Source organism: Pseudoalteromonas sp. PB2-1 (assembly GCF_045040605.1).
In the GTDB taxonomy this organism is placed as follows: domain Bacteria; phylum Pseudomonadota; class Gammaproteobacteria; order Enterobacterales; family Alteromonadaceae; genus Pseudoalteromonas; species Pseudoalteromonas arabiensis.
The window spans coordinates 1,825,992-1,846,923 of sequence record NZ_CP090667.1 but is presented as its reverse complement, the minus strand read 5'-3'; the positions used below and the strand labels follow the sequence as shown (position 1 = coordinate 1,846,923).

At 38.5% G+C, this 20,932-nt stretch carries 25 protein-coding genes; 22 read left to right on the top strand and 3 right to left on the bottom strand.

The annotated features are described in order from the left end of the window. Window positions 1-85: 85 nt before the first annotated feature. From L0Z67_RS08530 to L0Z67_RS08510, 5 genes are all read left to right on the top strand, one after another. Window positions 86-460, top strand: a complete 375-nt coding sequence (locus L0Z67_RS08530) for an MAPEG family protein (RefSeq protein WP_237114087.1) — start codon at window positions 86-88, stop codon at window positions 458-460. Between the two features lie 69 nt (window positions 461-529). Continuing rightward, window positions 530-1,375 carry an ABC transporter substrate-binding protein gene (locus tag L0Z67_RS08525; protein ID WP_228074460.1) on the top strand — a complete coding sequence of 282 codons (846 nt, stop codon included), beginning with the start codon at window positions 530-532 and terminating at the stop codon, window positions 1,373-1,375. After that, on the top strand, window positions 1,365-2,003 hold the full coding sequence (locus L0Z67_RS08520) for a sulfotransferase (protein ID WP_405127846.1): 639 nt from the start codon (window positions 1,365-1,367) through the stop codon (window positions 2,001-2,003). Before L0Z67_RS08525 ends, L0Z67_RS08520 begins: the two co-directional genes overlap by 11 nt. A 49-nt stretch (window positions 2,004-2,052) precedes the next feature. Beyond that, window positions 2,053-2,625: a tRNA-(ms[2]io[6]A)-hydroxylase gene (locus L0Z67_RS08515; RefSeq protein ID WP_193988821.1), complete on the top strand. Its 573-nt coding sequence runs from the start codon at window positions 2,053-2,055 to the stop codon at window positions 2,623-2,625. Between the two features lie 166 nt (window positions 2,626-2,791). Beyond that, on the top strand, window positions 2,792-3,163 hold the full coding sequence (locus L0Z67_RS08510) for a hypothetical protein (RefSeq protein WP_237114086.1): 372 nt from the start codon (window positions 2,792-2,794) through the stop codon (window positions 3,161-3,163). On the opposite strand, the gene L0Z67_RS08505 is transcribed toward L0Z67_RS08510, so the two are convergent. Beyond that, window positions 3,160-3,858 carry a metallophosphoesterase gene (locus tag L0Z67_RS08505; protein ID WP_405128715.1) on the bottom strand — a complete coding sequence of 233 codons (699 nt, stop codon included), beginning with the start codon at window positions 3,856-3,858 and terminating at the stop codon, window positions 3,160-3,162. The two genes, L0Z67_RS08510 and L0Z67_RS08505, sit on opposite strands and share 4 nt — an antisense overlap. Window positions 3,859-4,159: 301 nt before the next feature. Here L0Z67_RS08505 and L0Z67_RS08500 point away from each other — a divergent pair, with 301 nt between their 5' ends. From L0Z67_RS08500 to L0Z67_RS08490, 3 genes are all read left to right on the top strand, one after another. Further along, entirely contained in the window at window positions 4,160-5,737 is a 1,578-nt protein-coding gene (locus tag L0Z67_RS08500) for an ATP-binding cassette domain-containing protein (RefSeq protein WP_405127845.1), read from the top strand. Between the two features lie 118 nt (window positions 5,738-5,855). Further along, window positions 5,856-6,188, top strand: a complete 333-nt coding sequence (locus L0Z67_RS08495; RefSeq protein WP_405127844.1) for a hypothetical protein — start codon at window positions 5,856-5,858, stop codon at window positions 6,186-6,188. Between the two features lie 464 nt (window positions 6,189-6,652). Next, window positions 6,653-8,086, top strand: a complete 1,434-nt coding sequence (locus tag L0Z67_RS08490; protein WP_405127843.1) for an SEFIR domain-containing protein — start codon at window positions 6,653-6,655, stop codon at window positions 8,084-8,086. Between the two features lie 282 nt (window positions 8,087-8,368). On the opposite strand, the gene L0Z67_RS08485 is transcribed toward L0Z67_RS08490, so the two are convergent. Both L0Z67_RS08485 and L0Z67_RS08480 read right to left on the bottom strand, forming a co-directional pair. Then, complete coding sequence (locus L0Z67_RS08485; protein ID WP_405127842.1) at window positions 8,369-8,635, bottom strand: hypothetical protein; 267 nt, start codon at window positions 8,633-8,635, stop codon at window positions 8,369-8,371. Between the two features lie 209 nt (window positions 8,636-8,844). Beyond that, a complete protein-coding gene (locus tag L0Z67_RS08480) occupies window positions 8,845-9,201 on the bottom strand; it encodes a DUF3693 domain-containing protein (protein ID WP_405127841.1) in 357 nt (118 codons plus the stop codon). Window positions 9,202-9,370: 169 nt separating this feature from the next. On the opposite strand from L0Z67_RS08480, the gene L0Z67_RS08475 reads away from it, so the two are divergent. From L0Z67_RS08475 to L0Z67_RS08410, 14 genes are all read left to right on the top strand, one after another. Next, window positions 9,371-9,586: a hypothetical protein gene (locus tag L0Z67_RS08475; RefSeq protein ID WP_405127840.1), complete on the top strand. Its 216-nt coding sequence runs from the start codon at window positions 9,371-9,373 to the stop codon at window positions 9,584-9,586. Then, window positions 9,570-10,898 (top strand): replication initiation factor domain-containing protein, encoded by a 1,329-nt coding sequence (locus L0Z67_RS08470; RefSeq protein ID WP_405127839.1) that lies wholly within the window; start codon window positions 9,570-9,572, stop codon window positions 10,896-10,898. The genes L0Z67_RS08475 and L0Z67_RS08470 overlap by 17 nt, the downstream gene beginning before the upstream one ends. Beyond that, a complete protein-coding gene (locus tag L0Z67_RS08465) occupies window positions 10,895-11,203 on the top strand; it encodes a hypothetical protein (RefSeq protein WP_405127838.1) in 309 nt (102 codons plus the stop codon). The genes L0Z67_RS08470 and L0Z67_RS08465 overlap by 4 nt, the downstream gene beginning before the upstream one ends. A gap of 2 nt (window positions 11,204-11,205) precedes the next feature. Then, on the top strand, window positions 11,206-11,409 hold the full coding sequence (locus tag L0Z67_RS08460; RefSeq protein ID WP_405127837.1) for a hypothetical protein: 204 nt from the start codon (window positions 11,206-11,208) through the stop codon (window positions 11,407-11,409). Between the two features lie 11 nt (window positions 11,410-11,420). Then, the gene (locus L0Z67_RS08455; protein ID WP_062567882.1) at window positions 11,421-11,645 is read left to right on the top strand and encodes a hypothetical protein; all 225 of its coding nucleotides are present in this window, start codon (window positions 11,421-11,423) and stop codon (window positions 11,643-11,645) included. Between the two features lie 116 nt (window positions 11,646-11,761). Continuing rightward, a complete protein-coding gene (locus tag L0Z67_RS08450; RefSeq protein ID WP_405127836.1) occupies window positions 11,762-13,234 on the top strand; it encodes a hypothetical protein in 1,473 nt (490 codons plus the stop codon). Then, a complete protein-coding gene (locus tag L0Z67_RS08445) occupies window positions 13,234-13,548 on the top strand; it encodes a DUF2523 family protein (RefSeq protein WP_062567884.1) in 315 nt (104 codons plus the stop codon). The genes L0Z67_RS08450 and L0Z67_RS08445 overlap by 1 nt, the downstream gene beginning before the upstream one ends. After that, window positions 13,545-14,894 carry a zonular occludens toxin domain-containing protein gene (locus tag L0Z67_RS08440; protein ID WP_405127835.1) on the top strand — a complete coding sequence of 450 codons (1,350 nt, stop codon included), beginning with the start codon at window positions 13,545-13,547 and terminating at the stop codon, window positions 14,892-14,894. Before L0Z67_RS08445 ends, L0Z67_RS08440 begins: the two co-directional genes overlap by 4 nt. 413 nt (window positions 14,895-15,307) lie before the next feature. After that, complete coding sequence (locus L0Z67_RS08435) at window positions 15,308-15,718, top strand: hypothetical protein (RefSeq protein WP_405127834.1); 411 nt, start codon at window positions 15,308-15,310, stop codon at window positions 15,716-15,718. After that, complete coding sequence (locus tag L0Z67_RS08430; RefSeq protein WP_405127833.1) at window positions 15,719-16,435, top strand: hypothetical protein; 717 nt, start codon at window positions 15,719-15,721, stop codon at window positions 16,433-16,435. Between the two features lie 292 nt (window positions 16,436-16,727). Next, complete coding sequence (locus tag L0Z67_RS08425) at window positions 16,728-17,123, top strand: response regulator (protein WP_062569081.1); 396 nt, start codon at window positions 16,728-16,730, stop codon at window positions 17,121-17,123. Between the two features lie 7 nt (window positions 17,124-17,130). Then, the gene (locus tag L0Z67_RS08420; protein WP_062569080.1) at window positions 17,131-18,024 is read left to right on the top strand and encodes a MoxR family ATPase; all 894 of its coding nucleotides are present in this window, start codon (window positions 17,131-17,133) and stop codon (window positions 18,022-18,024) included. A 3-nt stretch (window positions 18,025-18,027) separates the two neighbouring features. Further along, entirely contained in the window at window positions 18,028-18,987 is a 960-nt protein-coding gene (locus L0Z67_RS08415) for a DUF58 domain-containing protein (protein WP_062569079.1), read from the top strand. A 2-nt stretch (window positions 18,988-18,989) separates the two neighbouring features. Further along, entirely contained in the window at window positions 18,990-20,930 is a 1,941-nt protein-coding gene (locus L0Z67_RS08410) for a transglutaminaseTgpA domain-containing protein (protein ID WP_405127832.1), read from the top strand. Window positions 20,931-20,932 lie beyond the last annotated feature (2 nt).

The following is a 20,932-nucleotide window of genomic DNA, read 5'->3' as shown; positions in this document are numbered from 1 at the left end:
CAAGTCATAATAGTTGAGAATATACAAACAGCCTAGCAATAAACTTGGCTAAGCGTCTAATGTTAAATAAAAATTTGGAAAAAATGTGATTGTTTCAATATTTGCAGCCGTTTTGGCAATAATGTACATCCAGTTAAGTTTTAGGGTAATTAACCTACGCAAAAAAAAGAAAATCTCGTTGGGAGACGGCGGAGACAGCACATTAAATGCTGCAATTCGCACCCATGGAAATTTTATCGAATACGTGCCTTTTTCGTTGATTCTGCTATTTTTAGTAGAGTATCAAGGTCTTTCAAGCCATTACTGCTATGTTTTAGGTTTAATGTTAGTCGTCGGACGCATTTGCCACAGTTACGCACTAGCAGAAAATCAATTGAAATTCCGTGTTATTGGAATGGGGCTTACCTTTTTAACTATGATACTAAGCGCAGTTTTATTATTAATCACGCGAGTTATTTAGCTTATGCAAACCTCTGTTTTTACACTTGCCTTTCTTTTATGTTGTCAAAGCGCGCTTGCAAGTGTAGAAATGGACAACTCAACATCAAGCATAACTTCAGATAATCAAACGCTCCGTGTGGTGTACCCTAAGACCATGCCAAATTTAGATGAAGAGGTGCTTTATCCGCTCATTTTACTTCGCTCTGCTTTAGAACATAGTGGTGTAAAGTTCATACTAACTCCTTCTAAACACCTTCTAGGCCAAAGCCGTGTACTAAGACAAATAGAAGTTGGTGGAGAGATCAACGTCAACTGGACCATGACAACGATTGAGCGAGAGCAACGATTATTCCCATTAAGAGTGCCTTTGTTCAAAGGTTTATATGGATGGCGTTTACTTTTAACAACCCAATCGCAATTAAAGCAGCTAGAGCAACTGCACACGTTAGATGATTTAAAGACGGTTTACTTCGTTCAAGGGCAAGACTGGCCCGATACAAAAATACTTCGAGACAACGGACTCGTTGTATTTACCTCTTTAGATTATACGTCACTTTTTAACATGCTAAATAAAGGGCGAGGGCAGTTGTTTCCTCGTTCAATTCTGGAAGTTGATATAGAAAAAGCAATATTTGAAAATGACATGGAACTTGAAGTGTTACCACAACTCATGCTGAAATACCCAAGCCCAATATATTTCTTTTTTAATAAGAACAACACTAAAATTGCTGATGCAGTCACTAAGGGTATTAATATCATGCGTGAAAATGGCGAATTTGATCGCCTTTTTTATAAATATAATGGCGCAGCAATCAATAATGCCAGCATACACACTAAGACTATTATAGAATTAGAAAATAAAGATTTACCTCCATTAACCCCTGTAAGCGATGCTTCTTTGTGGTTAACCATACAGACTGTGAATGAAAAATAAGATATTTATAATCGGTTTGCCGCGCACAGGCACAACCAGCATATGCCATAGCTTTTTAGAGCTAGGATATAAAACAGCACACACGGCTTATACTCAACAATCAATCCACAACGCAGAAGTTATTGCCGATACCCCAGTGTTCAATGAATATAAACTACTCGACAAGCACTTCGATAATTGTAGATTTATTAATTTAGAGCGCGAGCTAACTAAATGGCTACCATCTATAAGGCAACTGCTTACACGCATGCACACCAACTTAATGCGAGAAGATGGTGGCTTTAATACTCACCTTAAACGTTGTTACTTAGATACTTTTGGCTGTTTTAATTTATCCGATATTGAATCTGACGAATACCTAACCCAGTGTTATAACCGCCACCAAAATCAAGTTTCTGAGTATTTTAGAGGGCGAGAGCACCAGCTCTTGTCATTGAGTGTTGCTGATAAGAAAAGTCCTAAACTACTTCAAAACTTTCTTCAAACAGAGCAAACTATCACCTTTAAACCACTGAATATAGCGGGCAAAGTAACAGCTTGGAATGACATAAAACACCCTAACAAAGTGGCCTCTACACGAAATGGAAAAATAGATAAGTCACTGGGTTACAATCACAAGATTTTATAACGTAAATGCGCTAAAATCGCCGCCATTATTAGTTAAGTTGTTCGCTATTATGTTTGAATTAAAATATCACACGCCATTTGAATGGACTGAAGGTGTTCTTGCAGACTTTGATACCTTCTTGCAAGACCATGCCGCAGCTGAAAAAAAAGCTTCGGGTATGGCTATGTCAATGCTATCTCATTATCCAGATCGTCGTAAGCTGGTTAAAGCTATGACTGATTTGGCTTTAGAAGAGATGATTCATTTTAAACAAGTACTCAAGCTTTTAATGGAACGTGATGTTTCATTAGGTAATGATCAAAAAGATCCTTATATTAAGAATATTCGTGCATTATTCAGAAATGGCCGTGATGAGTTTTTAATGGACCGATTATTAGTCGCTGGTGTTATTGAAGCGCGAGGTCATGAACGTTTCTCTTTAGTTGCCGAGGCACTTCCTGCTGGTAAAGAAAAAGATTTTTATGTAGCTATCGCCAAGTCTGAAGAAAAACATAAAAACTTATTTGTTGAACTTGCATATGAATACTTTGACAAAACAGAAGTGGATACAAGATTAGAAGAGATCCTCGTTGCCGAAGCTGAAATATGTAAGAAGATTCCGTTTACAGCTGCACTTCATTAAAAATTCATAACGTATCATTCGGTAACCCTTGATACGTTAAACAACTTTTAAAAACAACAATTAAGTGTTTAGAGAATGCTCAAATCAAGACAAATTAATGAAATAAACAGTTAGTATTCATCTTTCTGTCCTATAGTTAAAAGGAACTAACTTTAAGGACAGAAGCATGAAATGGATGATGACTTTCACCACGCTATCATTAATAGGAATAGTAGTTGCTGGTAACACAATTTACTTCGAGGTTGAGCACTTTCGTTCAAATGATACGCCTCGCGAAATAACGCCTAGTATGTATCGCTCACTTATGTGGCATAGTGGTATCTACAATAATGAAGAGTTTTTGCAAGTCGCTAAAAGCTGTTTTAGTGACGGTAAAATCGATACACGAGAATATGCAAAACTGACAAATCTAGCAAAAGAAATCAGTGGGCCAGTTATCTATTTACAAGAAACAAATGAGCAACTTTGGCATGCTCGTCAACAATACAAACAATACCTTGAAGAAAATACAGCCACCAGACTTGCCACTTTAAACTAAATGGAACTGTACTGATTAATTAAACGTTCAAGTTCCACAATAGTTGGCTTTCCGCCTAGATAGTTGGTATCTATATGGTAAGTGTTGCCAAGCCAATAGGGGGTTTGAGTCGTGTTATGGCCATGAATTGAAAAACTAATACTGGGATTATCTTCGACTATCCTCTGCTTTACTATTGTTCGTTCCCACAAAAGAGCGGAGACCGCAAGTTGTTTATCATTAGCAGGAACTAACCAATTCCAATTATGCGATACTGTGTGCGATAAACCAATTTTAGCCCCTCGATAATCCAATAAATATGAAAGAGGGCGATTGCGTAAGTAATTGCAAACAAATTCAAGTTCTTCATCACTCGTATCTATATGCCAGCGACCACCATTTTTAACCCATAACGAAAAGTAATCTTTATCGTGTGTAAGCAAAGATTCTAGCAACATATGTTCGTGATTACCCAGCGACATGTAAACCCCCAACTCTATAAAACGTTTGATGAGTTTTACACTATCAGCACCTCTATCTATAACGTCACCAAGCGAAAACAGCACATCGTGATTTTTATCAAAATTAACAGATTCAAGCGCTTGCTCAAATTTAGCCAAGTCAGCGTCTAAATCGCCAATGACAAATACACGCTTATTAGCATCAAAATGAACTTTAACTTGTATTGGGTTTTGTAAGTGAGCGTCACAATTCACTAAATTCAAAATAGACTCCTTTAATTAGTCAATGAGTTAAGGGTAACATAACTCGTTGCTATTTAATCACTGGCTGGTTATCATTTAACCTCACCTTTAGGAGTAGATGCCAACATGAACAACTAAACCTGTTATCCAATTAATTTCATTCTATCTTTTTGGACCAGCAGGGTTAGTAGGCGTTGCTCACTATCACTTTACATTATGTTACTTCTTGCGTGATCAACCGCTTATACCAATTCGCTTAATTAAATATATTATTGTGAATTGGTATCACTGCCCCTGTAATACAGGAGGCACTATGCCACACCTTCAAGCTTTTAATTTATGTTATCAACATGGCAATGGCGATGTTGTTTTTAACAAACTCTCATTTTCACTCACTGCTAAAGTCACCGCGTTAGTCGGTAGAAATGGCTGTGGTAAATCAATATTAGCGTCGATACTTGCTAAGCAAAGAGAACCTAACTCTGGCACGGTTGTTTGTAATTCAACCCTCGGTTTTTACTGGCAAATGGACGATGTAAAGCAAGCGGATGACCAAACAATCGCAGAGGCTATTGGGCTAGAGCACATCTTTAATGCTCATGATGCGATAAGCCAGGGGCAAGTTACAGAGCAAAATCTAACTTTGCTCGAGAGGAATTGGGACTTAGCAGAGCGCTTTAACGCAGAGCTTTTAAGGCTCGATGTTAAAAACAAAGGCCACAACTCATTAAGTAAACATTTAAGCGGTGGCCAGCTTAGCCAATTAAAGCTTTGGGCACTATTTACCTGCATTAAGCCCGATATTTTAATACTGGATGAGCCATCAAACCACTTAGATGCAAAAGGCAAAAGCGGGCTTATAAAGCAAATAAATAACTTTAAAGGGCAGATATTACTGATAAGTCATGACCGAGAACTGTTAGAAGAAGCGCATGAAGTTTGGGAGCTAACATCCCTTGGTTTAACACAATATGGCACGTGTTTTTCAGAATACCATAGTCAAAAGCAGCAGCAAGTTGCTGCCCTTGAAAACAAGTTAAACCACATTGTTAAACAGCAAACTAAACTTAAAGCAGCAGAGCAATTACAAAAGCAAAAAGCACAAAAGCGAGCAAACCAAGGTGCAAAACTTAGAAAGTCTGGCAGCCAGCCCAAAGTGTTGATAGATACTAAAAAAGATAAAGCCAGCGCTCATTTATCATCACAAAGTAAAAACACCTCTAAACGAGAAGGCATGCTGACTAGTAATAAACAAGAGCTTTCTAGCCAGCTTGAACAAGCTAAAGCGCAGCAATTTTATTTAGCACAATCAAATAAAGCTAAGCATCATAAAGTACTTAGCCTGGAGGACGTTGTATTATCACACGGCACACAAAAGCCGCTGAATTTTCAGGTGTTCTGTGATGATAAAATTCATTTAGCGGGCGCAAATGGCACTGGTAAATCAACCTTACTTAAAACTCTGACATACGACATACCAGTAAAAGCAGGGCAGTTACATTGCAATCAAGCACTCTATTATTTAGACCAATATTTCACATTAATAAACAACCAACTAACCCTGCTTGAAAACATCATGGCTCACTGTAAAAACCTAGATGAGAGCACAGTACGTACTTTACTTGCCAGTATGGGCTTTAGAAAAGACGCGGTTTTCAAACACGCCGCATTTTTAAGTGGCGGCGAAAAAATGAAGCTCGCCATGTGTATCGTCAGTAATATTGAAAGCACTGCATTTTTGTTATTAGATGAACCGGATAATCATCTCGACCTTGAATCTAAACGGCTCTTGGCTCAGTCATTACAAGGTTTTAAAGGTGGTTTTATACTCGTAAGCCATGATAAATACTTTGTAGAAAGCATCGGCTGCAGTAGGCAAATTGTGTTATAAGCTCGATGTGTAAAATTCCCATCGTTATTCATCGAATAACGACTCAGCCCCAATCAACAGGATTAGCCGTGGCAAAACATCTTCCATTACACCATTTTCAGCAGTGGTAATTTTTTTCGTGCTGCGGTCTTTCCACGAAAGTGTGTGGATCAAACTTGAAGTTACAACACTTACTCGGCCAGTTGCCAAAGCACTTGCAGAAGTGCAATTTATCGTTAATGGCAGTCATTACATTAAAAGCCCAAACAGTGAGTTTTATTTAAACTCTGATAAGCTAGACAGTAATTACAAGGTCATTGATAAGGTTTGGTTAAAAGCCATATACCTAAAACACGATGATAACGGCGATTTAATAGAGGAAATTTTCGACCCATATTTACGGCTTAAACCTAAGTATTACCCGCTTTTAAATGGCTTAGTCGATGCTCCAACAGTTAACTCACTAAAATAAACAAGGCTCATTATGTACCACAAGCGAAGAACTATCGTTAAAAAGCCTGTCATGCAGGATGAATATAAAAACGCTTTTGAAAATGGAAAACTAAAAAAAGGCTTTCGGTATATCAAAGGTGGAGACATCGTTACCCCAGATGGAACAACAATAAAAAAGGCCGCTTAATCGCGGCCTTTTTTGGGAAATTTTAAGAGTTGGGTGTAATCAATAAATAGATTTAAATTTCATCTAACAGTCGGTTGTGAGCGAGCAGGGGAGCCCGGTCAAACACTTTTTTGGACAAAAGTTTGTCAGTGTATTTGCTAAATTAGCAATTTATGAACAACAACAGGTATAGCAAAGCCTTCAAACTCAATGTCTAGTTTTGATGGTGTAGATCAAGTCCATAGTTTTTGTTAGTTACGAGGTTGGTTTCAATGTAATATGCTACATATATGTTGTCTGGTTAATAAGGTGAGTTTATGCAAGAACCTAAGATTTTTATCTCATATAGTTGGTCTAGTAGTCATCATCAAGAAATGGTCAAGTATTGGGCTGATAGATTGATTGCTGATGGTATAGACGTAATCTTAGATATCTATGACTTGAATGAAGGTGATAACAAATACGCGTTCATGGAAAGCATGGTAACGGACAACAGCGTAACTCATGTGCTAGTTGTATGCGACTCTAAATATACTGAGAAGGCAAATGCTAAAGTTGCTGGCGTTGGTACAGAGTCACAGATTATTTCTAGCGAAGTCTATAAAAAAGTACAGCAAAGTAAATTTATACCTATTCTGTGTGAGTTCGATGATGACGGAGAGCCGATAGTCCCTGTATTCATGGACTCTAGAATAGGGATTAACTTTTCCACTCCGGAGCTAGTTAATGAGAACTGGGAACAATTGGTACGACTTCTTTATGGGAAGCCTGCACACGTAAAACCTAAAAAAGGTAAAGCTCCTACATACATCACCAGCGACAAGTCACTTCCTACCAGCCCAATTGCTGCTAAATTCGAGTCCTTCAAGCAAGCCTTGGTTCAGGACAAGAAGGGATTATCAATGTTCAGGCAAGACTTCATTGATTCTTGTATGGTGTATGCTGATGCACTAAGAGTTCGGGAACAACCTGAGCTAAAAGACCTACCTCAGAAAATTCTAGATGATTGCGGAAAACTCAAGCCTGTAAGGAATTACCTATGTGATTGGATTCTTCTTGAAGGCAAAATAACTCAGCCAGAAGAGATGACTGATTTTGTTATCACCACACTAGAGAGTGTGCGAGGGTTAGCATCCCGACCAAGGGAGTTGAACGTATGGAATGTTGCATGGTTTCAGGCTCACAAATTTTTTGCTTACGAAACTTTTTTATATGCTGTCGCGGCCCTCATAAAGATTGGTGCTTACAAAGTTCTTCATGAAGTATTGACCAGCAACTATATCATTCCTGAGGTTGACCGATACGGCGATGTCTCTTTCGAACCATTCGATACTTTTTATGGAAGTTGTGATGTTCTTCAATCAGCCCTTGCTCCTGAACAGAAAAACTTAATTTCCCCAGAAGCCGAGTTAGTGAACAGGCAAGCAGATAGACAAGATTTACCTTTTGATGATATCAAACAAGCAGACCTCCTGATTTTGCTGATGTCTTTCATACAAAGTACCAGATGGTATCCCAGAACGCTCTTGTACTCAGGCTATAGAGCTGGTTATGAACTATTCCTTAGAGCTGAGCAGCACAAATATTTCACACGGTTAAGTGAAATTACAGGAGGTCAAACAGCTGATGAACTCCGATATATTGTTAATACTGCATATGAAGCTCACCAAGTTAATCAATGGACTGATTTTTGGAGAAGTACAAACTTTAAAGAACAAATGAATATGAACAAATGGGATACCATTAAATAAAAGAAAGGGACTAACAAGCTCCTTTCTTTTCGTTGTTAAATTCAGGTCTTGCTTTTTTCTCATGCAAAAGCTCAGATATAGCGAAATCAAACCAGAATACTATGATTGAATATTTGATCTAACAAGGTAAGGGGCAAAGAAGAGTTAAAGCCAAACGTCCAAAATAGCACAATAGAAAAACCGCGCTATCAAAAGCGCGGCAAGGCCTAAGCAGTTTTTTTGTTACCGTATTTTAAAACAATATCCTTGAGGGCTAGTTGATCGCCCATTTTAATTAAGTCATTACCAATTGTTTTGAGGAGGCGTCCACAAATATCCATCCCGACATATGAAAAAACCATCCCAAGACCTATGAAACGTAAAACTCCCGTTAATACGTGATTCAAGCATTGCAATCGCACGTGGAAAAGGGTTGTTTGTTGAAATCCAGCGTTCAAGTGTGCGTTCAGACTTAATTAACAAAAAATCCATAGCTGCGCGGCGATCAAGTTTGCCGAAATTCATAAATCCAGCTCTAAATAGCAGTTGTTTAAAATCAGTCATTTCCATTTAAATCCATTGACGTTGTTATGTTGTTGCGTCTGCGCGGAGGAATGTTTGATGATTTTTTTAGATTGATAATTGTATTTTCAATTAGTTTTATAGATTGATAGCCAAAAACAGAAAACTTATAAAAACGGAGTGTAGGATACAGATTTAAAACGAACGAGGAAACACCGACAATATGACACAAAATAGAGTATTTAACATAATATAAATTATAGGCTATGACGTATCCGCTTAAGCGGCCCTTGAACTTGGGTGATAGATGCCGTAATTAGCAATAACCCTGCTACACATGCAGCGCTAATCTTTTTTGCAACTTCTGTCCATGCTTCTGCTTCTTCCTTAGTTTTGGACTTCTCTTTAGCCAGTTCTATCAAAGCTGGTTTAAAGTCGATTCCCATTTCTTTACACATAAAAATACATTGATTAGCTGTTAGGTGTCTTTTTGATTTTTTAATATCACTAAGACTTCCTTTAGTCATAGATTCTAGATCTGATACAACTTGCTTATCTTGCGTGTAGCCTTTGTATTCTTTGTATTTTTCTATTAGTTCGTAGCTGAAATTCATATTTCCTCCATAGCCTTAAAACATTTTAGTCCACTTCTTTGTGAATTAATAACTTGACAGTTCGCAATATTATGAACTAGAGTTCACGAAAGTTCACCTTTATGTGAACTGCAATATCAATACAATGTCCAATACTGAATAGTATCGGACTTTAACAAGGAATATGGTTTTGAAATTCTATCTCCAATACATTGCTGGCATGGATGAATACGCACTCGGTTTTAACAAAATCGAGCACCCGCTTATGTATTCGTCACGCGCTGAAGCAATGGCTTTTTGCATTGATTATGCAAGTGGAGAACCTTTCGAAATCATCGACGTTGATGATTCAAACTGGCAAGAACTGTTCGACTCTGGAGCATTTGACTATGACCCAGACTTCTAACCAGTTAACCAAAATCGACTACTTAACCGTTGTTTTTTGCCCTGACGAAATCGCCCGTCTTCGCTTTGACGCCAAAATTGCATTTGGTAAAGGTGACTTTGGCTCCTACAAAGAAGCCTATAACGCCATGCTTTGTGCTGAATTATTCGACCAACACGCCACTGACGATTTAGAAGTTGATGTTAACGAAGCCGTTGTTTATGACTCTGATTACTACTATGACCAGCTGTTTGAGAACAACCCGCGTTACAAAATCTACGGCTCTGTTGATGCTATCCCAAGTGAAGAACGGGCGCACTTTTTTAAGAATGTGGTACGTAAAACAAAACGTTATAAAACACTTAACTCATTGATTGAAGGTGACATAACTAAGTTTATGCACCTTCTAAACACCGAAGTTGCGACCGCTGCTGACCGCCTAACATCAGATGATTTAAGCTGGTCTTATCGCCATAACTCAGGCGGTATGTATACCTATGAAAAATCAGCCACCCTTTACCGTCATGATGTGAACTCAGGCGTGGTTGCTTGGGGTGCGAACAATGGCGGCGTGATGGTGTCATTTTCGGGTGCCGGTTGTGCGGGTTTGGATATACCGAAACTTCACGCCATGTTAAAGAAAATGCCAAACGTCAAAATCACCCGTTTAGATATTGCCTATGATGACTATGACGGCGAAAAATCTGTTCTAAATTACTTCCAAAACTTAGAAGAAGGCGGCTTTTGTAAAACCAATCAAGCGCCCTCTTTCTCATGGATACAAACGGGCGAATTGCAAAAATTATCTAATGAGCAACAAGCTGAGTTTAAGAAAAAACACGGTTGGCAAAAGCGTTATGACTGCGTGGCCAATGGCGGTAATACCCTGTATGTAGGAAGTCGCAAAAATGGAAAAATGGCGCGTATTTATGAAAAAGGCAAGCAAATGCAAAGTGAAACTCAACCTAATTGGGTTCGCGCTGAGCTTGAGCTTAGGAGTATTGACCGAGTCATATCACTGGACGCTTTACTTAATACTGACGCTGTTTTTGCTGCCGCCTATCCTGCTTTTGAATTTGTTACTGGCAAGCGTTTTGAAATAAAAACAACAACACGTAAACCCAAAGTAGGCGGAATTTTTGTTGCTGAAAGATTAGAGCGTTATTGTGCCCAGTCTTACGGCAAGTACCTCAATTTCTTACGTCATGTAAAACAACTACCTGACAACGAAATCATTAATCAATTAACAAAAGGCCTTAATCCGTGGGATATCCCCGACTCTATTAATCAGGCCTGTATATCACCACCCAATCAAATGGAGTTAGCCCAATGAAAGTAACCTTATTATCTGCCGCAAATGGTAAAGGCATTTCACAAAAAACAGGTGCACCAAAGCACTATGCGTTCTCGTCTATCAGCTACTTAGTACCTGAAAAGGACTTTATCCAAGGTGACCACCAAATCCAGAAATGCGGCTTTGAACCTAAGTCATTAAATATCCTTGATGAACAATCTTTGTATCAAAAGTTTAAAAACATCTTAGACCAACACGGTATTTGTGAGGTTGATTTAACGCTACAACCTGACCCTGAGAATATGTCGCGTAACGTGGTATCTGATGTGAAATATGCAGGCTAACCATGAGTGACAACAAATACATCGCTATTTGTCCCGTCGCGCCTGTAGAGAAACAGTTTCCAGTGGAATTGGAAGTTGTGGCAACACCCCTTCCCGTTCCGCTTGATTGGGACACCTTCAAAAGTGAAGTTGCTCCGTCAATCATCGTCGTTCTTCTTACTGCTTATGGTTGGAAGAAATTAAACAAAATGGTTTGGAATAGATAAGGAACTTAACCATGAAAAACATTTTAAAAAGTAAACTCGCTAAAGCTGGATTAGTCGTAACCTCTGCATTTGCCGCTGGTGCTGCTCATGCTGAAGCGGCTGCCGAAGTAACTGCTGCAACAACCAGCTTTCAAACGTTCTTTACCGATAACGCCAATTTAATTGGTGGCGTTATGCTGCTTTGTGCCTTTGTTGCTATTGGTTGGAAGTGGATTAAAGGTATGTCATTTAGCTAATGTTCATCACATTAGACACGGTGCTAATCGTCTCAGGACTTTTAGCACTTTATATCCTTTTCGATGATTAAAACTAAGGCGCAATGATGCGAATACTAATATTTATATTGGCGCTAATGAGCGCCTTTTTTGTTTCTGCCAGTGAGCCAGATTTAGACACGCTAGTCCCTGCAAAACTAGATACTGTTCCTTGCTCTGGTTATTATCGCGCGGGTACATCTTACGATGGTACAACAAAGGTTTGTGGTCCAACAAAATCAGAAAATGATTTAGCGTCATGTGAATTAGCCGTTTCCCAAGTACCACAAAGAGAGGTTCGCGGGGGTTATTACACTACATATTATAAGGATACTTTTTGTAGGTTAGAAAACGGTAGAGTTGAGGGTTATCAAAATAGACTAACTGTTTTTGATGACCCCTCTACGCCTGACTCTGAATCTGAATCCAAACTCAATCTCTATGCTGCAAATATTGGTGGCGAAGAAACTTATTTTTGCCCTCCTGATAACTATCCAGAGCACACAATTAGAGTTGATAATCAATGCGCAAAAGAGCTTGTTGCCAAAGATTGCCCTGCGGGTTATCACTCTAAAAAAGTATCTCAACAACTTGGTTCAACTGAGTGCGTACCAAAACAATGCCCTCCTGCGGGTTCAGGTGAAAACCTATCATCAACACCGATGACGGGCGGTGTTCCGTTTAATGGCGGCGGCATGTATTGCAATGATGGGTGTGCTTTTACCGTTAACGCTTCTCAAATATCCTCATCTAAATATGCGGTCGGTACCAGTCAAGGTGCTGCTTGTGGTGACAAACCTTACGATAACAAAAAGCTTGCTGATGAAGGTGACACAGGAAATTGCACCACGGCCACAAACGGTGACGTCACGTTATTATCTTGTCCTGACGCCAATCCAACCACGCCAGAACCAGACCCACACAATAATGATGACTCTAAAGTGAATGAGGATGATACACCGGAAAAACCAAAAGAAACCTGCGCCGAAGGTGATACGAGTTGTAACTTAAAAAATGTCGAAACAGAGATTGAAAACAGTATTAATCGTCAAATCGATAACGACAACGAATTACACAATAAGAAAATTGATGCTGATACTAAAAACGCTAAAGCTTTTCTCAATGTCATGGAAAGTATCGATACGGCCATTCTGCTTCAAACCAACAAAGACGAAAAATTACACGCAGTGACTGTGGGTAAATTCAATGAGCTAATCGACGCGGTTAACGGCATTGAAACGGGTGGCGGTGGAGGCGGTGGCAATGGCACAGGTAACGGTAATATTGGCGGTCAAGATTGTGAAGGCACAATTGAAGAATGTGCGGGTATTGGCTCTGGTGATGGTGTTGAACTACCCCATGAAACCAAGAACCTAGAGCAGTACGCCCAAAAATATCAAAACTGGCTACCTGATGCAGAGTTACCACAAGAAAAATGTATCACCCTAACCACTGGTTACACCGCTTGTTTTAGCTTCCATTACATCATTTATTTTTTACAGGCTCTATCTGGTTTGATTGTGCTTAGTTCATTAATCCATAGTGCCGCTATTATTGTGAGGTCAGTCTAATGCCATTTTTAATTCAAGCATTTTTTGCAGCGCTTGCGACGTTACTCCCTAGTTTAGTTTCTAAAGTTCTTGTTGGCCTTGGTTTTGGTTACGTGACCTATGAACTTGGTTCATTTGGTATCGATTATCTATTTAACTTGATAGTTGCTAACTCCTCGACATTACCAGTTGAGGTGCTCGCTGTATTCAACTATGCAAAATTAGATGAAGCCCTCGGTTTTATGATGGGTGCTTACGCAGCTGCTTTAACTATTCGCGGGTTAACGTCGGCTGGCTCGGTTACTAAGATGAAAATGGGAGCACCTAACGCATGATTTATTTACGAACAGGCGTGCCTGGTGCGGGCAAAACATTAAATACACTGAAAGAAATTTGTGAAGATTCATCTGTCACACAAAAGGAAAAGTTTTATAACAATATCAAGTGCTTTTTGCTTGATTTGGATTTTTGTAATAGTTTTTCTGGTTGGTTTTATGGTGTGTTTTACCCTACTGTTCAGCAGACAAAAAAAGGGCACCGGTACTCTAAAATTATTAAACACGCCCATGAGCAAGATAAATTGGTTGAACTAGTTGATGTGCCTTGGTTGGCACCACAATTTAAGCTTTATGATGAACGGGCAGTTATAAATTTATTCGTAACGTGGTGTCGGAACTGCTACCCAAAGCAAAATTTAGTGGCTTTGGATACTTACATTGATGAATCCGAAGAGCCAACAATTGAATCCATCAAGTTGCTTAATTACCACTGGACTAAAACGGATGACCCTACACAGTGGTATGAACTACCTAATGGTTCAATTAGCGTGTTTGATGAATGCCAAGACTATTTTCCACCTATGGCCAACAGCGCCAAACGACCTAAACACTATACCCAGTTCCAAAAACATAGGCATTCAGGTGTCGATATTCACCTTGTTACACAACACTACACCTTTTTAGATAACGTTATCCAAAAGTGTACCAACTCCCATATTCACTATTTTAGACCGATGGGCGGCTCAGCTATTACGCGCTTTCAACGTGATAAGCAGTTTAATACTGACTATAAGGGAGACTTAGATAAGTGCTCATCTAAAATGATGCGCAGGGATTCAAGCTTTTATGGTGTTTATTGGTCTGCTGATGAACATACCGCTAAATTTAAATTACCACCAAAAGCTTTTTTGTTTCTGCTTGCTATCCCTTTATTAATCTATGTTGTTTATACCCTTTTTGTTAACTTAGGGATTGTTGGCTCAGACGAACCTGTCACAGACAGTACACCAGAATCAACAAACGCTGATGTAAAACAGCAACCAGAACAACCCATTGCTAAACCAAAATTAGATTTAACGTATAAGCCGCAAAAGTTTGAGCACCCCTTAAATGAAATATGTGATGACTATGAATATGGTGGTTATGTGCTCAAGAAAAATCACGGTGTCGTCACTGTCGAACATTACATTAACTGCGTCACTGGTAAAAACGTTGAACGGCAAAGCACATCCATTATCGGTAATGATGAGAATCAAACCGAAAAATCAGAAATTATCGCAGAGCCAGAAGTCATAACACTTAGCTCAAACTACTTAGAGAAAATTGGTTACTCAATCTACCTAACAGAAGATTTACCAATCCTAAAGTTTTCTGACAGGAACATTTTCCTAAGACAGTTTTAACAAGCAACACAAAGGCAGAAAGGCGAGCTTCGAGCCTCTGCCTTGTGTGCTTAAAACAATGCGTTATTTCATTCACGTTAAAACAACCCACGTCCCCTGCTTCTTCGTTTCTCTGAGGATGGCGTAGCCATGTTATACATTCCAGAAAATCACCATTTCATCGAGAATCCATTTCCATTTTATAGGCTGTTTATTAGGGTCAGGTATCAATCCAGTGAGAAAGCCAATCGCACTCACTGCCCTAGTCTGTCTTTGAAAAAAGTTGATTGCCTTCTGATAAACCATGCTGAGTTAAGGACGGCACAGCAGCCGAGGGAAACACCCTCCCCCCATATACTAATAGGGGGGGAGCGAAACCACTTACACCGATACCGAGTGTGCATTGTGATTTTTAACAAAAGGAGTAAATCACAATGAGCAACTTTAAATTGCAGTTCGTTACGCTATTCGGATATGACTACGCAAAAGGAGCTAAAGAACTCGGAGTAAGTGAACGACAAGTAAGGAGATATTTAAAGGCTAACAAAGCAACCAAGCCAATAGAAAAGCTAGTCGAAATTATGTATCGAGGCTATATGCCCCTAACTGGCCCGTGGTCAGAATGTAGAATTTCAAGAGAGGATAATCTATTGCTTACGCCTTGGGGAAAGGTTAAACCATCTGATGTACAATTAGTCCATCGTTACAAATGGTCTGCTAAAAAATCAGAGCAAATGTATCAGAACCTTAAAAAACAGACTTCTAACAATGATAAGTATTTGATTGACCTACAGAATCAATTACTAGATATTATTGGAGACATATCAGAAAAAACAGGAAGTTAAATGAAACCTACATATTTACCGAAAAGTTACTTATTAAATATTATATTTTTTTGTGCTGTTATTATTGTATTTTTTATCACTTTTATGTCGCATAAAATACCTTTGTATTTTTCTTGGGGGCAAAATTTTGAAGATCTACTCTTTCGCTTATCCTTCTCTATAATCCCCAGTTACTTATTTTACTTTATTGTCGTTCATTTAAAGTCAAATAAGGATAAAAAAAACTTACGGCCATTGGTAATAGGTTGTAGTAATGGTATATCTAATAAGTATCGAAATCTTTTCGACGCATTTCACCAGAATGATAGCAAGCTTCAATATGAACGCACGATACAGTTTCACACAGATGAGACTTTATCAAATATAACCGAAGAATATTTATCCAAAACGCTTTCGAAAATCAAAGTAAATTCAAATTCACCTTATATGATTTTTGGTCAAGGTAGGTATATGAATTGGGTTGAATTTATAACTTTTACTTGTAATGAAATAGAGCGTGACATAAATAGCTTAATGCTTATTTCATCACATTTAGATAGTGAGCATATAAGTATACTCTATAAGATTAAATCTTCAGAGCTAATGCAAGCTATTGATGGTTATAACTTCAAGGATATGCTGATGCCCAATGATAGTTTATATATCTTACATATCCATTTATATGAATTTCATTTGGCTTTGAATAAGTTAGAGCTTTATATTTCAGAAAATAAATGATCTTACTTGAAATTCAGGTCATTTTGTCAACTACTTTCTGATGTAAACCATTGAAAAAAGGGCTTTTTGCCCTTTCTTATTATCTATGTAATATAAATTATAGGAAGTTAACTATTTAAGCATAGCTCAACCCATCCTCTGCGTACACTAAGTCCAATACTAGACGGTATCGGACATTTTACTATTGTTTTATCGTATTATTCATTTTATTAGTGTCTGTTTCTTGAGCTTACTTATCTCATGACTTATATTAAAACTATCAACTTGAGATGTAACGATAAGATGTAACAATATGGAATTTGTGAAGCCGTTGGAACCTATTTTGATAATTGATGATATGCAAGACATCAGAGATTATCTAAACCAAATTTTGACTGGTCTTGGCTTTGAAGATATTTTAGAAAGTCGAGATTTTGAATCAGCTAAAACTGTTATCGAAGAAAAGTCACCGAACGTTATCTTTCTTGATATTGAGCTACCTAATACTGATGGTACGGAAATTCTTGAATACTTAAACGACCACCACCCACATACACATGTTGTTATGTGCTCTGGCCATAACAGTCTTGAGAATGTTCAAAACACCTGGGAACTCGGTGCTAAAGGTTTTATCGCCAAACCATTCAACGCAAAAAAAGTCGACTCTGTTATGAAACGTCTAGAATTGATGGAAACCATAACAAATTAAGTAGTTTATGAATTCGACAATCCAACTCGTTATAGATGACCTATCAACGGTTATTTTCGGTAAGCAACAACAAATAAAACTCGCCCTAACGTGTTTATTTAGTGAAGGCCACCTGTTAATTGAAGATTTACCAGGTATGGGAAAAACCACGTTATCTCATGCACTTGCGGCTGTTCTTGGCTTATCGTATCAGCGAATTCAATTCACCAGCGATTTATTACCCTCTGACATACTTGGTACAAACATCTTTGATGCCAAAGAGCATAGCTTTTCATTTCATCAAGGCCCTGTATTTAGCCAAGTTGTTTTAGGCGATGAAATTAATCGTGCTGGTCCTAAAACGCAAAGTGCACTGTTAGAAGCAATGGAAGAAAAACAAGTGACGGTAGATTCTGTTAAGCACGCCCTACCATCACCATTTTTTGTGATTGCTACTCAAAATCCAGTGCATCAATCAGGCACTTATCCTTTACCTGAGTCGCAATTAGATCGCTTTTTTATGCGTATTAGTTTAGGTTTTCCTGACAAACACGCTGAAAAAAATCTCATTTTAGGGTTAAACAACCGTAACTACGATGACTTGCCCGTTCGTATTAATCCTGGTCAACTTGCTGTTATCCAAAAAGAAATTAATACGGTAACGATAAGTAATGCGGTTGTTGACTATATACTTGAGCTAGTTGCGTTTACTCGCCAAGATAACCACTTTGTAAACCCATTATCACCAAGAGCCAGTATTGCGCTTGCCCGTGCTGCAAAGTCATGGGCGTATATTGAAGGCCGTGATTTTGTGCTACCTGAAGATGTGCAAGCGGTTTTCCCTAGCGTGACCGATCACAGGCTTGGTTTAAACGCTGGTGATAGCGGGTTTGCACTTAAACATGTGCCAGTAAGCTTATAAAACATGTTTAAGTGCCCTGCTTTTATTGAGCAATTTCGTCAGTCAATTTTTAATAAGTTATTAAAAAGCAAACATAGAACCAACGAAATTGAACTTAAGCATAAAACAATTTATGTATTACCCTCTAAACTTGGCGGGCAGTTTTTACTGATTGCGCTGCTTAATTTTGTGATGGGTATTAACTATCAAAACAACCTAATTTTAGCCATGGCGTATTTAATGGTGGTTGTTTTGGTGTTTACGATACTGACCGGCTATAAAAACGTTAGAGGTTTGTCAGTTAACTACCTATTTGTTAATGAAAGTTATGCGCCAAAAGCCCCTTTCGCGCGTTTTCAAGTTCAAGCTAAATCACACTGTGAACTAGTAAAACTCGTTAATAAAAACGTTGAATCTGAAACTGTGTCACTGCAAAGCAAAGAGACAAAAACAGTTGAAATAGCACTTAAATGTAGCGATCGTGGTGCTTATGACTTTGATAGAATTAAAATTATTAGTCATTTTCCATTTGGTTTAGTATCTGTTTGGAGTTATATAGAGCCAATAAGTACCGTTTTTGTTTACCCACAACCAATTACATCAGAAAAGCTTGATACTCAACTCCATGAAAATGACGAACATGATGGCGATAACGCACAAGTTAAAGCCGGTAATGATGACTTTTATCAGCTTACACCGTTTGTGCAAGGTACAGCACTGAATAAAGTATCGTGGAAACACTACGCTAAAACTCAGCAGCTATTAACGAAAGAGTTTACCAGTGATGCATCACAGGAATTAGCGCTTAATTTCAATATGTTAACTGGCAATAACGAACATCGTTTAAGCCAATTATGCTTTTTGGTAAACCAATTAACCGATCAACACATGGCGTTTTCGTTAACCTTGCCTAATAAACACATTGCAAAAGGCTTAGGAGTTCACCATCAAAGAGCCTGCTTACAAGCTTTGGCGGAGTTTTAATTATGAATACCCCGCTTATAAATACTGTTTTATCACTGCTTTTTATTGTTATCAGTGGTTTTTTGTTTACCGAAGTCCCTACTCTATTTTTAGCCATATTGGCTGGCTTAAGCTTTTTAAACCTGTTTTTAAGTAAGTTTTATAAAAAACTAAATGGATTGGTCGCGAATATTTTGGCTGCAGTTAGCTTAATAGCCTTATTTGTTCTTGTTGGTGTGAGCGATACGGTAAAGTTGTTTGTATCCATGATGCTACTTGCTAGCAGCTTTAAATTGCTACAAGCAAAAACAATTAAACAGTATCAAACCGTTTGTTTACTAGTGTTTTTTAACCTTTCAACTGTGTATTTATTTCATCAAGGGCTGTTCGAAACCTTGATTGTGAGTGTACTCTATATTGTTAACTTCGCAGTACTTGGCTACTTAACCAGTCCGCAAAGCTTTAAGGCCGCTAACAAGCAGAGTTTTAAAACAATATTACTAGCCTTACCCATAGCAGCATTTTTGATTTTGTTTTTACCTAAAATACCAGCATTTTGGCAGCTACCTGGGCCAAAGCTTGCGAAAACTGGCTTATCAGAACAAGTGAACCCCTTTTCGATTGCTAAATTAGCTGAGTCTGATGATTTGGTTTTTCGGGTAGAACAACAGCCAGGGCAAACTTTACACGCCCCCTATTATTGGCGAAGCCTCATTCATGATGAGTTTAATGGCAGTGAATGGTTAATATCGGACATTTTAAAATCTAAACAATTTAACCCTATTCGCCACACCATTAGCCGTAGTAATAGCATTGATTATCATGTTATTGCAGAGCCCTCATCTTCAAATTGGTTATTTGCCCTTGGCTTTGCACAAAGTGCTAATTCAGATGTGCACTCTACTTACAATGGTTTGTTAAAACGCAAAGGTAACTTAAACAAAAACATTAAATATGCGGTAACGAGTAGCCAAGCTTCGCTGAGCCTGAATGCCTTTGAAAAACGTTTATACACCCGCTTACCTAAAATGACTAACCCACAAACGACGGTGCTGGCAAATCAGCTGGCTGCTGAGCATGATAATGCACAAAGTTACTTTAACGCATTACTTAATTACTTTAATCAGCAGCAGTTTGCTTACACATTAACACCAACGCCAATGTATGGTGATAATACGTTAGACCAGTTTGTATTTGATACCAAACGTGGTTTTTGTGGTCATTATGCAAGCACGGCCGCATTTATGTTTCGTGTTGCCGGTTACCCTGCCCGAGTTGTGTCGGGTTATTTAGGGGGCGAACAAACTAAAGCCACTACGCTCAACATTTATCAATATGATGCGCATGCGTGGGTTGAAGTGTTCTTCGATGAAAAGTGGCACATATTTGATGCTACCGCTGTTGTTGCCCCGGAGCGTTTAAATGGTTCGTTATCACAGCTTGGTGATTTAAATGAAAGTTTTAACAACAATCTTAATTTTGGTTTAAAGCGCTGGAGCCATTTTAAAGCAATAAACTGGCTGCGTATTCAGCTTGAAGAGCTCGACTATAAATGGACTAACTGGGTGCTTACGTTTGACCAAGCATCGCAGCAAAGTTTATTTGATTCACTGTTTGGTAATAATTCAGCATGGCTAACGCCATTAGTTGTGTTAGGTACTTTATTACTGAGCTTTACAGGCTATTTTTTATATAGCAAGCGCCCAGTACAAAGTAGTGAACCATTGGTTGATGACATTACTTGGCTTTATCAGTGGGCTAAAAAGCAAGGTGTCTCGCCTGTTTCTACCAACACACCACTACAAAATATTGCTTTGATCAAACAGCAAAAGCCCGCAGTGAAGCCTTTTTTAAACGAATTTGAGCAAATAATCATCGAAGTACGCTATCAACAACAATCATATACTCAAAATCGCAAAAACCGTGTGCGAGTTCTGTTAAACTCTCTCAAAACAGCCAAATAGAG

Bases quoted from the DNA above. Each gene is read 5' to 3' on its own strand.
- L0Z67_RS08525 (WP_228074460.1), top strand. From the start codon at position 530: ATGGACAACTCAACATCAAGCATAACTTCAGATAATCAAACGCTCCGT.
- L0Z67_RS08520 (WP_405127846.1), top strand. From the start codon at position 1,365: ATGAAAAATAAGATATTTATAATCGGTTTGCCGCGCACAGGCACAACC.
- L0Z67_RS08515 (WP_193988821.1), top strand. From the start codon at position 2,053: ATGTTTGAATTAAAATATCACACGCCATTTGAATGGACTGAAGGTGTT.
- L0Z67_RS08510 (WP_237114086.1), top strand. From the start codon at position 2,792: ATGAAATGGATGATGACTTTCACCACGCTATCATTAATAGGAATAGTA.
- L0Z67_RS08500 (WP_405127845.1), top strand. From the start codon at position 4,160: ATGCCACACCTTCAAGCTTTTAATTTATGTTATCAACATGGCAATGGC.
- L0Z67_RS08490 (WP_405127843.1), top strand. From the start codon at position 6,653: ATGCAAGAACCTAAGATTTTTATCTCATATAGTTGGTCTAGTAGTCAT.
- L0Z67_RS08485 (WP_405127842.1), bottom strand. From the start codon at position 8,635: ATGGAAATGACTGATTTTAAACAACTGCTATTTAGAGCTGGATTTATG.
- L0Z67_RS08480 (WP_405127841.1), bottom strand. From the start codon at position 9,201: ATGAATTTCAGCTACGAACTAATAGAAAAATACAAAGAATACAAAGGC.
- L0Z67_RS08470 (WP_405127839.1), top strand. From the start codon at position 9,570: ATGACCCAGACTTCTAACCAGTTAACCAAAATCGACTACTTAACCGTT.
- L0Z67_RS08465 (WP_405127838.1), top strand. From the start codon at position 10,895: ATGAAAGTAACCTTATTATCTGCCGCAAATGGTAAAGGCATTTCACAA.
- L0Z67_RS08460 (WP_405127837.1), top strand. From the start codon at position 11,206: ATGAGTGACAACAAATACATCGCTATTTGTCCCGTCGCGCCTGTAGAG.
- L0Z67_RS08455 (WP_062567882.1), top strand. From the start codon at position 11,421: ATGAAAAACATTTTAAAAAGTAAACTCGCTAAAGCTGGATTAGTCGTA.
- L0Z67_RS08450 (WP_405127836.1), top strand. From the start codon at position 11,762: ATGAGCGCCTTTTTTGTTTCTGCCAGTGAGCCAGATTTAGACACGCTA.
- L0Z67_RS08445 (WP_062567884.1), top strand. From the start codon at position 13,234: ATGCCATTTTTAATTCAAGCATTTTTTGCAGCGCTTGCGACGTTACTC.
- L0Z67_RS08440 (WP_405127835.1), top strand. From the start codon at position 13,545: ATGATTTATTTACGAACAGGCGTGCCTGGTGCGGGCAAAACATTAAAT.
- L0Z67_RS08435 (WP_405127834.1), top strand. From the start codon at position 15,308: ATGAGCAACTTTAAATTGCAGTTCGTTACGCTATTCGGATATGACTAC.
- L0Z67_RS08430 (WP_405127833.1), top strand. From the start codon at position 15,719: ATGAAACCTACATATTTACCGAAAAGTTACTTATTAAATATTATATTT.
- L0Z67_RS08425 (WP_062569081.1), top strand. From the start codon at position 16,728: ATGGAATTTGTGAAGCCGTTGGAACCTATTTTGATAATTGATGATATG.
- L0Z67_RS08420 (WP_062569080.1), top strand. From the start codon at position 17,131: ATGAATTCGACAATCCAACTCGTTATAGATGACCTATCAACGGTTATT.
- L0Z67_RS08415 (WP_062569079.1), top strand. From the start codon at position 18,028: ATGTTTAAGTGCCCTGCTTTTATTGAGCAATTTCGTCAGTCAATTTTT.
- L0Z67_RS08410 (WP_405127832.1), top strand. From the start codon at position 18,990: ATGAATACCCCGCTTATAAATACTGTTTTATCACTGCTTTTTATTGTT.